General features: G+C 39.8%; 10 protein-coding genes. 3 read left to right on the top strand and 7 right to left on the bottom strand.

Features of this window, described 5'->3' with window-relative positions; translation table 11 throughout:
• Positions 1 to 296 precede the first annotated feature (296 nt).
• The 3 genes from AAG747_RS07150 to AAG747_RS07160 all read right to left on the bottom strand — a co-directional run bounded on the left by AAG747_RS07150 (position 297) and on the right by AAG747_RS07160 (position 3,827).
• A complete protein-coding gene (locus AAG747_RS07150; RefSeq protein WP_346820464.1) occupies positions 297 to 1,079 on the bottom strand; it encodes a DUF6503 family protein in 783 nt (260 codons plus the stop codon).
• Between the two features lie 195 nt (positions 1,080 to 1,274).
• Complete coding sequence (locus AAG747_RS07155; RefSeq protein WP_346820465.1) at positions 1,275 to 1,511, bottom strand: heavy-metal-associated domain-containing protein; 237 nt, start codon at positions 1,509 to 1,511, stop codon at positions 1,275 to 1,277.
• A 78-nt stretch (positions 1,512 to 1,589) separates the two neighbouring features.
• Positions 1,590 to 3,827, bottom strand: coding sequence for a heavy metal translocating P-type ATPase (locus tag AAG747_RS07160; protein WP_346820466.1), 2,238 nt, complete (start codon positions 3,825 to 3,827; stop codon positions 1,590 to 1,592).
• Between the two features lie 227 nt (positions 3,828 to 4,054).
• Here AAG747_RS07160 and AAG747_RS07165 point away from each other — a divergent pair, with 227 nt between their 5' ends.
• A complete protein-coding gene (locus AAG747_RS07165) occupies positions 4,055 to 5,308 on the top strand; it encodes a competence/damage-inducible protein A (RefSeq protein ID WP_346820467.1) in 1,254 nt (417 codons plus the stop codon).
• A 139-nt stretch (positions 5,309 to 5,447) separates the two neighbouring features.
• On the opposite strand, the gene AAG747_RS07170 is transcribed toward AAG747_RS07165, so the two are convergent.
• The 4 genes from AAG747_RS07170 to AAG747_RS07185 all read right to left on the bottom strand — a co-directional run bounded on the left by AAG747_RS07170 (position 5,448) and on the right by AAG747_RS07185 (position 9,374).
• Entirely contained in the window at positions 5,448 to 6,536 is a 1,089-nt protein-coding gene (locus tag AAG747_RS07170) for a fatty acid desaturase family protein (RefSeq protein WP_346820468.1), read from the bottom strand.
• A 231-nt stretch (positions 6,537 to 6,767) separates the two neighbouring features.
• Positions 6,768 to 7,388 (bottom strand): YceI family protein, encoded by a 621-nt coding sequence (locus tag AAG747_RS07175; protein ID WP_346820469.1) that lies wholly within the window; start codon positions 7,386 to 7,388, stop codon positions 6,768 to 6,770.
• Positions 7,389 to 7,469: 81 nt separating this feature from the next.
• Entirely contained in the window at positions 7,470 to 8,711 is a 1,242-nt protein-coding gene (locus AAG747_RS07180) for a hypothetical protein (RefSeq protein WP_346820470.1), read from the bottom strand.
• 63 nt (positions 8,712 to 8,774) lie between these two features.
• On the bottom strand, positions 8,775 to 9,374 hold the full coding sequence (locus AAG747_RS07185) for a YceI family protein (protein WP_346820471.1): 600 nt from the start codon (positions 9,372 to 9,374) through the stop codon (positions 8,775 to 8,777).
• Positions 9,375 to 9,772: 398 nt separating this feature from the next.
• Between AAG747_RS07185 and AAG747_RS07190 the strand changes: the two genes are divergently transcribed.
• Positions 9,773 to 10,345, top strand: a complete 573-nt coding sequence (locus AAG747_RS07190; RefSeq protein ID WP_346820472.1) for an RNA polymerase sigma factor — start codon at positions 9,773 to 9,775, stop codon at positions 10,343 to 10,345.
• Positions 10,346 to 10,583: 238 nt separating this feature from the next.
• Positions 10,584 to 11,636 carry a FecR family protein gene (locus AAG747_RS07195; protein WP_346820473.1) on the top strand — a complete coding sequence of 351 codons (1,053 nt, stop codon included), beginning with the start codon at positions 10,584 to 10,586 and terminating at the stop codon, positions 11,634 to 11,636.
• Positions 11,637 to 11,777: the final 141 nt, after the last annotated feature.

The raw sequence follows: 11,777 nt of genomic DNA on the forward strand, positions 1-11,777 counted from the left end.
TTTGAGTAAAAACAATCGAAAATAGTGCCAACCCCCTTTTTTCGCATCTCCAACTTATGTATAATAACATAGAAATTCTTCAAGTTTTTACTCGATAAATAAAATTTTATATGCAATAATTAAAGACTACCCAAATATGATTAGGTTTTTGGTTTATTTCAATACTTTCCTATAAAATATACGGTTTTGGACCAATAAGGTGGCATTCTGACAAAAAAGTTAACATATAGCCACAAAAAAGCCTTTGTCACTCAATGAACGAGACAAAGGCTTTTTCTCCGATTTTGGAAAAAGGGTTATTGGGAAGTAAGTTCCAATTCGATATTTTTATTTTCAATACGGGAAAGTTCTTTTAACTCACCGGCTTCAAACAGGCGATCAATATTTTCGATTGCAATATCCTTATTGTCAGGTTTATAATTGATATAGTCCTGAAAAATAATTCCCTGAATGGTTTGACGGTTAATGGCTTCCCTGAACCGGATTCCTCCTCCATTTACATGATACGAATAGGCTAGAAAGTCTACGGTATGCTTTTGTTGATGTACCCAATAGATATATTCGTCTTCATAATCCGTTCCCCCTCCTTCTTGGTCAAAGGTGATTTTTATTTTGTGGTACGGCTCTCCTTTCACATTCACCACACCTAAGTCTTCCGTATTCACAGCGGGATCATTAAGGCCAAAGGGTAGTAAAGTAAAGTAGATCACCGAATTGACGGAATTGCTGTATGCCAAGGATTTTTCCTGCGGAATTTCGGATTTCTCTCCATTAATACTTCTTACAAAACCCTCATTATCAAGCTTATCTATAATTGAATTACCCAAACTATCCTTAAATTCACGGGTATAAATGTACAATCCTCCCTTACGGGAAGCCGTGTAATGTTTACCCCTAAAATCAAATGCTAAACTAAAACTTTCGTACCGTTCTCCCCCATGCGAAGCAATGGCTTGAGACACTAATTTATTTAAGGGTTTATCGGTACTTGAATTTTCCTGATAGGTTTGTTTCGTACTACAAGCCGAAAGGAGCATCCAACTGATAAGCGCTAAAAGAAGTCCGTTAGATAATTTCATTTATACTGGTTTAGTTGGTTGGGTTCACTTATATAATAAGAGAGTACCAAAGTTTCATTTTTAAACATGTTCCCCTTCTGAAGGGAATTTCAAGTAAAGAAACTAAACAACATTCAATCTAAAAAAAATGATCCAATAAAAAATGGGCAACTCACTACCAAACAGTTGAATTGCCCAAATAATTCACGACTTATTTTAAAACAGGTTATCCAGAAAACCTTTTTTAGCAGGTTCTATTTTAAACCCGGCTTCCTTTACCTTGTCAATGATTTGTCCTTCCGACACTGAATCGGAAGAGACTTCCAGTACTTTGTCTTGGTTAGCCGTATCTACATTCCAGGAATTTATACCATCCAACTTCTCCATAAAAGGGGTTACTTTGGCTACACAACTGCTACAATTGATATTGGTTTTGAATTTATACGTTTTCATACGATTTGAATTTAAATGGTTCACGATTTAGTAAATTGTTATTTTTTTCAGTCAAGGCTGAATACAGATTTCCGGGGTTCAAGTATTCACTATCAGTTTTTTCTTTTTCAGGCGAAGGCTATTGGTGACAACAGAAACCGAACTCATAGCCATAGCCGCTCCGGCAATCATAGGGTTCAATAAAAATTGAAATACCGGGAACAATACTCCTGCCGCGACAGGTATTGCCAATACATTGTAAATAAATGCCCAGAATAAATTCAACCGGATGGTTTGTAAGGTCTGGCGAGAAAGCTGTATCGCAGTGGCAATATGTTGCAAATCCGAATGCAACAGAGTAATGCCGGCACTCTCCATGGCAATGTCTGAACCGGAAGCCATAGCCAACCCTAAGTCTGCTTGTGCCAAAGCCTGAGAATCGTTAATTCCGTCACCCGCCATGGCGACACATTTGCCTTGCTCCTGCAATTGCTTGACATAAGCCCCTTTTTCATGTGGCAACACCTGAGCCTGATAATGGTCAATCCCGACTTGTTGAGCCACCTCTTTTGCCGTGTTTTCCTGATCTCCGGTGAGCATGATTACTTCTATGCCCATTTTTTGAAGTTTTTGTACAGAAGCCACCGAAGACGCTTTGATTTTATCTGCTATGCCCAGTACAGCCAATGCACTTTTTCGATTCGCAAAATAGATCACGGTGACAGCTCTCTTCAATAACTCCCCTGCTTTGGTTTTGAGTTCAACCGGTATTTCGACACCATTTGATGTGAGTAATTTTTCATTCCCGACAAAATATCCTTCCCCCCAAACACTTGCTCTCAGCCCACTTCCACTTATATTTTCAAACTCTTCCAGTTCAGGGCCATTTCCTACCTTTCCAAAATAATTAGTAACAGCCTGGGCCAGTGGATGTTTGGATTGCCCTTCCATTTTTGACAAGATGGCAACCAGTTCGTTTTTATTTTCCACATTTGCCCAATATTCCTCCACTACTTTAGGCCTACCTTCGGTAATAGTGCCCGTCTTATCCAATACCAAGGTGTCTACCCGGTGGGCAATTTCAAGGCTCTCCGCATTTTTAATCAAAATTCCGTTTTCCGCTCCTTTTCCAATTCCCACCATCAAGGCTGTAGGTGTAGCTAAACCCAGAGCACAAGGACAGGCGATGATCAGTACGGAAATTAATGTGAGAAAAGCATAGGTAATGGGAGGCTCAGGCCCCAAAAAATACCAAGCGAAAAACGTTGCCATAGCAACTAAAATCACGACCGGCACAAATACTCCCGCTACTTTATCCACAAGTTTTTGAATAGGGGGCTTAGAAGCTTGTGCTTCCTGGATCAGACGAATCATTTGTGCAAGAAACGTCTCATTGCCAACTTTTTCCGCTTCAAATATAAGGCTTCCATCCTGATTAATGGTACCACTGGTTACAGCATCTCCTTCTACTTTCATTACAGGGAGCGGTTCACCGGTCAACATACTTTCATCGATATAGGACTTCCCGGATAATACTTTACCGTCCACCGGAACTTTATCTCCGGGGCGCAATATGATTCTGTCTCCTTTTTGAACCTCTTCAATAGAGATATCCTGAGTTTCTCCATTTATCTCCAGTGTGACCATAGTAGGGCGCAATCCCATCAACTTTTTAATAGAAGCAGAAGTCTTTGTTTTGGCCCTTTCTTCCAAAAATCTCCCTAACAGAATCAAAGAGACAATTACTGCTGCCGATTCGTAATAAACATGTGGTGGTATTCCTTGTTGCTCAAAAAACTGGGGATAAACCGTATTGAACAAGCTAAACAGAAATGCGACTCCGGTACTCAACGCAACCAAGGTATCCATGTTGGTATTGAGATGTTTGGCTTTTTGCCAGGCGATGCGAAAAAATTCTCCTCCGGACCAAAACAGCACCGGTAAAGTCAGGAGCATTAACACCCAATTTTCGTAGGGGATGCTGCCTTGCATAAACATTGAAATCACAAACACAGGAAGTGTCAATAAGACCGATGTGATCAATTTTTGTTTGAGCACTTTCAGACGTTCCTCTTCCTTCTGACGGGTATCCACCCGTTTATCCAAATCGAGGCTGTACCCGATTTGTTTGGAAATTTTTTGTAATGTTTTTTCCGATACTTCCTTAGGATCGTATTCGATATAGGCCGATTTGTTAGGATAATTAACGCTAGCTGTTATTACACCTTTTTGCCGTAATAGTTGCTTTTCCAAGCTGACGGCACAAGAAGCACAAGTCATACCTTCCACCGGATAGCTTTCTTTTTGCGTTGGTTTTTCTAATAATTTAGTTTCCATGGTTCTTTCTATTTTTTATCCATTTCCCGGGTCTTGTATTTCCCAATGATATGGCGTGTTGAATTCTTTAACTTATGTGTTACAAAGTTAGCTTATAAGTAAAGGGGCCGTGTTACACCATTTTTGAATTGTTTTATATAATTTTCCAAAACAGGAGAAAAGGAGAGGGGAAAGGTTCAGTTTATCATATAGAAACATCAAATTCTCAGACTTAGCAAACCAGACAAATGAATACTGTAAGTGCAGAAATCATTACCATCGGTGATGAAATCTTATACGGACAAATTACCGATACCAATACGCAATGGATTAGTCAACAATTGGATGGAATCGGAATCAAAACCGTCCGAAAAACTTCCGTGGGAGATCAACGAGAAGCCATTCTCTCTGCTTTACAAGAAGCCAGCCAACGGGCACACATCGTGTTGGTCACCGGAGGCTTGGGCCCCACCAAAGACGATATTACCAAACAGGTATTTGTAGAATATTTCAATTCCACATTGGTCTTTCACCAAGAAGTATTGGATCATGTACAAAGTTTGTTTGATAAAATCGGTCGCAAAATGAGCGATTTGAATAAAAATCAAGCCTACTTGCCCGAATGTGCCCAGGTCATCCCTAATCAACTGGGGACGGCACCAGGCATGTGGTTTGAAAAAGAGGATTGTATATACATCTCTATGCCCGGTGTGCCACATGAAATGAAGGGTTTGATGAACAGCTGTATCATAGAAAAATTACAGCAAAAGTTTCAAACGCCTACAATTCTGCACCGGATGGTCAAAACCATCGGAATTCCAGAATCTACGTTATCGGAATTACTGGCTCCGTGGGAGGAGCAATTGCCCGAACATATTTCATTGGCTTATTTGCCAAGCCTGGGACAAGTGAAATTACGACTTTCGGGAGTAGGAGAGAAGGCGGAACTCCTCGCACAGGAATTAGACCGTGAAGTAACAACACTGACACAAATCGCAGAAAAATATATTTATGCCTATGACAATGAGGAGGTAGAACATATCATCGGACAGTTATTAAAAGACCAAAATGCCAGCCTTGCTACTGCGGAGAGTTGTACCGGAGGCTTCATTGCCAATAAGATTACCAATGTACCCGGCTGCTCGGTTTATTACAAAGGAGGCATCGTTTCCTATAGTAATGAGGTCAAAATGAGTCAACTGGGGATACCCGAAGAAATGCTGAAAGCTCATGGAGCCGTCAGTGAAGAAGTAGCCAAAACGATGGCGAAACAAGTCCGTATCAAATATGGAGCGGACTTTGGTATTTCTACCACGGGAATTGCCGGCCCCGATGGAGGTACCCCTGAAAAACCAGTCGGAACCGTCTGGGTCGGTTATTCGGATGCTAATACAACCGAAGCTAAATTACTGCATTTTCCTCATACCCGTCAGATGAATATCACCCTCACCTACAATGCCTTAATGAACTGGTTAAGGAAAAAATTGCTAAAAGAAGAATAATCCGGGGTCAAAAGGTTGAGGGATTGAAGAGCTGAGGGATTGAGGGATTGAAGAATTGAGGGGGAAATAACATTTACTTTAAAAAAACAGGCGTCAATGGAAATATTGACGCCTGTTTTTTTAAAACTATAAGCTATTTTTAAGCTGCTTGTGTTTTTCTCAAGCTCGTTGCTGTAATTCCTCTGGCCGGCATTTTCCGGGTGCGGCTCTTCATCAATGCTATGGCTTCTTCCCGGCTTGCAAACATTCCATTGATATTTACAAGATGATCTGCCAGGGTTTCATAATCTTTGTGCATCAGGTACCACCAGATACGCAAGAAATCCAACTTCTCAAAAACAAGGGCTTTGTTCTTGGCATAGTCGTCGGCATGGTCACGCAAATGCTGCGGATGCTCTGTCCAGTGCATATTTGGCTTTAGGTGGTGACTGATATGGTACCCATCGTTCCAGCACTTGTGATTGTATTTGGAATTGATACAAGTCGTACTGTTTTTATAGCAATTTCCGGGATCGTCAAAATCAACAAAAGCATGCTGTCCGAAATTTCCTAACATCATCACAATCCGCGACATCAAAAACGGGAGCATAAACACCATAAAGGTGGCTGAAAAATCTACAAATACAGACATCAACACACAGAAGATGATAAAACTTGCTTCTCCCAGAATTACTTTATTTCTAAACTTAAACAGCTTCCGGATATCAAAGTATTTTATTAAATCCAGCAAGCCTCTGAAAAAGAATTTGCCAAAGTACATCATGTAGTCTTTAAAGTTGTCCCTTTGATACATCATCGTACTGCTCTCATCCTCTTCCAGGTTGTTTTCCAAGTGGTGCATCCCAATATGGTGACTAAAATACGTTTCCGGGGTTTGTCCGAAAAACGGACAAATAAACCAAGTCAAATATTGATTTAGAATCGTATGCTTGCTTTTGTACAAAGGACGGTGACTGGTACAATGGAACATCAACCCGAAAGGCCCTTTGAACACCAAGTTATTCACAATGAAATATGCAGCTGATATTACCCACCAAATCCAACCGGTGACAAATGGCAAATACAACAAGATACCCAAGGGTACCATAATGAATGTAATTTTCAAAGTCAGGTAGACAAACGGTAAATCACGTTTATCTCTAAGCATCGATAATACATAGTTGTCAAATGCACTGTACTTCTCAGGCCGCTTGTATTCCGGGTCTGTTAAGGTCGGTAAAGGTATCATTGAATAAGTTTGGTTGTGAATAAAATTATTGTATTAGTGTTTTTCAAATCTTTTTACTGCTCTAAATGATAAGGGGAAAATAGAGGCCATTAAAAAATAGCAAAAGCACAAAAGTAATCCTTCCAATTTTCCTAAGTATACTTATTTAAAAGTAAATAGGGGTAAGAATAACCCTTTTTACTGTAAATGCAAGGAAATTTGTAAGAAAATTTAAGAAAGGGGGCTAACCTGTTATTTTAAAAGTGCCACTTTTAAATCAAATGTAATGGAGATGGGATCATGCACTTTGATCAATCCCAACATGGGCTTTGGAGGGGTAATGCCGTATTCGCTCATCAAAATTTGATGCGAACCTTCAATATGTAAGGTATCTTCGTTGAGTTGAATGACTTGTAAGTCAATGTTGCGAAGTTTACTCTGGCCTGCAATGCTGATCATGGCCTGTGTAGAAATTTTTGCCCGATTGCCTTCCAAAGCTTGAACAACTTCTGCTTGTTTTAAATGAAGTTGTATTTGGGGAAACTTCTCTGCCTGAAGTGTTTTTTGCAAGTCATTATTGATCACTCGCCCTCCACAATCCAAGTCAGTAACCTCAATAAAAAATTCAGCTCCTTTAAACGTAAAAAGTTTATTATTCTTTTTGGCAAATAATTGTAATTGATTGTAAGTAAAAATGTTAGCGGTAAGGCAGGTAAACTGGTTGATATTAGTGGTTCCTTTGAGGATTACCTTGCTCTGATCGGTGAGGACAAACTTGACCGGATTATCAGTAGTAAAGGCAAAACAAATCCAAAGAATGCAGCTACTAACAGAAAGCAAAACAACCCGGAATATCAACTCTTTGCTTTTCATAGTTAACCAAAGGTAAAGTTTGCAAAATGGATTCAAGTAAGGTACAGGCCCTCTCAGCCAAGACCTGTACCAAGGTTGCAATTAGAAATTAAAACTCATTTCTAACAGCGGACCATTGAATTCCGCTCCGTAACGGGCATCCTCCACACCAAAGTTTTTATACTCTTGGTGTACATATTCACCTTTTAATAACAATCCTTTCGTGAGCATAAAACCTAATCCCCCCTGAATCCTTACAACTTGCCTGTCAGAATCAATGCTTTGATATTCCTGTTCATTGGCAACATTATACCGGCCACTGATATACAATTTATCCGTCAGATTATATTTGGCATCCACGGCTATTTGTGTCCAGGTTTCTTCCAACGTTTCATCAGAATCAGCACCATCCATATCCCCTTCATTGATCCATTCATAGGTACCGAATACTTCCAGACGATCAAAAACCAAGGTGGAGTTCAGTTGGTAAGAAGTTATTTTTTGTCCATTGGTTACCAGCATTTGTCCGGCATCGGTTTCAGCATTTAGAATGCCTTTGTAACGGGCACCTGAGCGGTTGCCGGAAAATAAATAGTTTTTGGTACCTTGGCCGTAGGCTGCTGAATTACCGCTGTGATCTACATGGTATAAAGAACCTGCTAATCGCAAAAATGATTTTTCACCCAAATCCTGATTGTAGGCAATCTTTCCGTATGTTGCCAAGCCATGGTCTTCATTCAAATCGCCTTTAGTGGTTCCGCCACTGATTCCCCCCATAAGTTCAAATTGCTTTAATGCGGCAGTAACTTCTACGGCAATTTCCGTTGTATTGCCATCGATAATATAATTACCAATCAAGGGGTTGTTTTGTACGGAACCGTTATCCGATCTGCGCAAATGCCAATCACCGTAATTAATCTCCATTTGCCCCGCTTTCAAACTCACCACTTCCATGATTTTATCGATCAAAGGGCTGTTCAGTACGATAAGTTTGTCGATCTTGATATAGCCTTCCCGCATCCATACCTCAGTGTGGTGCTCTGAACTCAGATATACTTCAAAATAGGCACTGATTCCATCAGTAATGGTACCATTAATAAACACATTTCCCGCAGCATTTTGGAATCCGGAGGCAATAGGAGTGATCTCTCCGGCACTTCCGGCTTCATTGCTATTTTCATGCGATAAAAATTGCATGGTTCCTACCGTTTGCGCCCCAAAAATAATTTTGGTATCAGGATTGTTTTCAAAAGGCTTTTTAAGGAAATCGGGTTTATTGTCTTGTGACATCAGCATGCCGCTTACCAACATCAAAGCAGACAAAAGTGTGATGAACTTTTTCATAGTTGTACTATTTAGTAGTGTATTAATCAATAGAATTGTATCTCAAGTGGAATAGGGGAAATCCTATTTCCCAGAGGTTCCGTTTGGAAGAGTTTTAAAAGTCAAGTCAAAATGAAATACTACATCTTTTCCGGTTTTGATCGTGCCTAACATGGCTTTGGGAGGCTCAATACCGTATTGAGTCATATCAATTGTATATTCTCCCCGAAAGGCCACCTCTTCTTGCTTCAGGATGGCTTGCGCGGTCAGATGTATGGGCTTTGTCACACCGGCGATGGTCAAGTTCCCCTTGGCAGTGACAGCAGCTTTTCCTTCGCCAGTTTTGCGGATTTCCTTTACTTCTTTCAGGATAAATTGGATATGGGGATACTTTCCTGTTTTTAAGGCTTTATAGATATTTTTATCCATCGCATCTTTACCGCTGTGCAGTGATTCGGAGGCAAATTTTAAAGACAACAAGTCAATAGAGTTTAAAGTCTGCTGGTTCAAATCCAGTTTAGCCGTTCCGCTTACTTCATCTACTTTCGCTTCCCAATCGTGTAGGGTAGAGGTTCCTGTAACCACCACTTTGGTACTTTCAGAGAAAGTATAAGTACGCTGTGCATGGACCAGTTGTACACTCAACAAAGCAGCAAAAAAACCAATTATCTGTAATGCTTTCATATTTCTGTTTGCGTGATGTTTGTGTGTACAAATGTATTCCGGGCTACTGTTGTAAAGGATGATTTCCAACATACCGGAAGATGAATAATATCACCAGTCTACTATGATTGACATTAGAAACAATTCAACAATTTGTGATTATTCACACCATGGAACAGGAGCAATCGCCAACAGAATCGTTGGACCTTAATATCACAAATATGGGGTAAGCGGATAGGAGGGAGGAAGAATTTTCATCCACCCAAAAATGTTTCTCCCGTTTGAAAAGGAAGTTTCTTGACTCAAACTCTCAGGGTAAACCTCAGGGATATTTGTAAATTATAATAGAGATGAGTAGATTTTCATATCAGTCTAACTATTTCGCTGCTTTATAAGTACTAATTGTATTGAACATAGCTATGCTTACTTTATCAGATGCTGAACTTTGGGAATCTTTTAAGTCGGGAAATAAAGAAGCATATGCCCATATGTATCAACAGCAAATCCGACCACTGTTGGCTTACGGCTTACGTATCTGCCCACTGCAGGATATCGTGGAAGATTGCATTCACGATCTGTTTGTGGATTTGTGGAGAAGAAAGGCTCATTTAGGTACTTCGGATAATATCAAGTTTTATCTATTCAAAAGCCTGAAACGAAGGCTCCATACCGCCATGAAACACCCGGGATTTTCTTTGGAGTATTTTCACAAACATCCTGATAACAAAGTCTCTGCTTTCGAAGAAGAATTAATTCAAAAGGAAATTGTTTCGGGGTTTGCGAAAAATTTACAAGCTGCTTTCCAACAACTTACCCCTAAGCAAAAGGAGGTTATTCATCTGAAGTTTTACGATGGGCTTTCGTATGAAGAAATAGCCGAACTGCTCAATATTAATTATCAATCCGTGCGGAATACCATCTACCGGGCGATGACCGAATTGCGTAAACAACTACTCCTAAGTTGTTTTTTTCTCCTCTATGTTTTCATGTAAACAAACATATTTGTTTGTAATTTTTTTTCTTTAAAACAAGCTTGGTTACTCCCTTTTCAAGACTTTTGAGTCCTTATTCTCCTTTCCCGGATTTTTTTTAAAAAAGCTTGAGTACAAAATTTACTTTCCTCTATTTACTCTACAAATTCATATCAATTTTAACCCCTGAAATACTTACTTCTAACATATTCAAATAATCCTAAACCGGAAAAGCCATTGTAGCTAATGACACAAGTCTATGAAGATTGAAGATTATACGACAAATGAATCTTTTCAGCGCTGGGTGAAGGGCGATCAGAAAAGTGCTATTTATTGGGAACAATACTTGGCAACGCATCCTCATGAAAAGGAAGCCGTTGAAAAGGCAAGGCAACTCTTAATGGCCTTGTCCCAAGAGGATTTGATACAAGTACCGGATCAAGAAAAAGTAGTTAACCAACTTTGGCAAAAAATCAATACAACCCTGGAAAAGGAGCCAAGCACCCAAGCGGACTATACTACTCAACCTACATACAAACATTTCCGCATCAGCCCGTGGCAACGATGGATTTCTTATGCCGCCATGCTATTATTAGGTCTTTTCTCCGTATGGTATTTCCGTTCCGAACCATCAATTGTCCACCCGCAAAAATCATTTAGTTATATCACTAAAAAAGCGAAAAAAGGGACCAAACTTACCATTCCGCTTAGCGATGGCAGCCTGGTAAAGCTCAATGCCGATACCGAAATCCGCTATCCGGAAGATTTTGCCACTCACCGGCAAGTCTATTTAAAAGGTGAGGCCTATTTTGAAGTGCAAAAAGATTCTCTACATCCTTTCGAAGTGATCACCCGCGATTTGAATGTAAAAGTACTGGGTACTTCTTTTAATGTGAAGGCTTATCCGGAGGAAACAAGTCAACAAGTGGCATTGGTGGAAGGCAAAGTGAAAGTAGGAAGCAACCCCGAATCAAACCTAAAAAAAACATTTACAGAGTATTTGATTCCTACAGAGATGCTCACTTTTCAACAAGAAGAATCGGAAGTGGCCAAAGAAATCTTTGATCCTATGGAAGTATTGAGCTGGCAGGATAATATCATCTATTTCAAAGATGCTTCTTTTAAAGAAGTCATCAAAGTATTGGAACGCTGGTATGGAGTGGATTTCATCATCCAAAATCCCCAACGGAAATTCTACAATAAGTTTAACGGTACTTATCAGAACAAGTCATTGGCCCAGGTACTGGAGGGGGTAAGCTTTGCTTTGAAATTCGACTATCAAGTCAAACACAAAAAAGTAATTATCCAATAACGAAGAGAATTCAATCAATTAAATAGATCACTCATCTTCTAATCGCTATGCTTATGAAATACAACTCCAGTTAATCAAAAAAGCCAGTTGTACCTACCATACAACCGGCCTGACTTTTTCTTCTCTCCCAAGCTTTTGTGG

It is taken from the genome of Rapidithrix thailandica (assembly GCF_039710355.1).
Classification (GTDB): domain Bacteria; phylum Bacteroidota; class Bacteroidia; order Cytophagales; family Flammeovirgaceae; genus Rapidithrix; species Rapidithrix thailandica.

Coding starts and splice junctions, on each gene's coding strand:
- AAG747_RS07150 (WP_346820464.1), bottom strand. CDS start 1,079: ATGAAATTATCTAACGGACTTCTTTTAGCGCTTATCAGTTGGATGCTC.
- AAG747_RS07155 (WP_346820465.1), bottom strand. CDS start 1,511: ATGAAAACGTATAAATTCAAAACCAATATCAATTGTAGCAGTTGTGTA.
- AAG747_RS07160 (WP_346820466.1), bottom strand. CDS start 3,827: ATGGAAACTAAATTATTAGAAAAACCAACGCAAAAAGAAAGCTATCCG.
- AAG747_RS07165 (WP_346820467.1), top strand. CDS start 4,055: ATGAATACTGTAAGTGCAGAAATCATTACCATCGGTGATGAAATCTTA.
- AAG747_RS07170 (WP_346820468.1), bottom strand. CDS start 6,536: ATGATACCTTTACCGACCTTAACAGACCCGGAATACAAGCGGCCTGAG.
- AAG747_RS07175 (WP_346820469.1), bottom strand. CDS start 7,388: ATGAAAAGCAAAGAGTTGATATTCCGGGTTGTTTTGCTTTCTGTTAGT.
- AAG747_RS07180 (WP_346820470.1), bottom strand. CDS start 8,711: ATGAAAAAGTTCATCACACTTTTGTCTGCTTTGATGTTGGTAAGCGGC.
- AAG747_RS07185 (WP_346820471.1), bottom strand. CDS start 9,374: ATGAAAGCATTACAGATAATTGGTTTTTTTGCTGCTTTGTTGAGTGTA.
- AAG747_RS07190 (WP_346820472.1), top strand. CDS start 9,773: ATGCTTACTTTATCAGATGCTGAACTTTGGGAATCTTTTAAGTCGGGA.
- AAG747_RS07195 (WP_346820473.1), top strand. CDS start 10,584: ATGAAGATTGAAGATTATACGACAAATGAATCTTTTCAGCGCTGGGTG.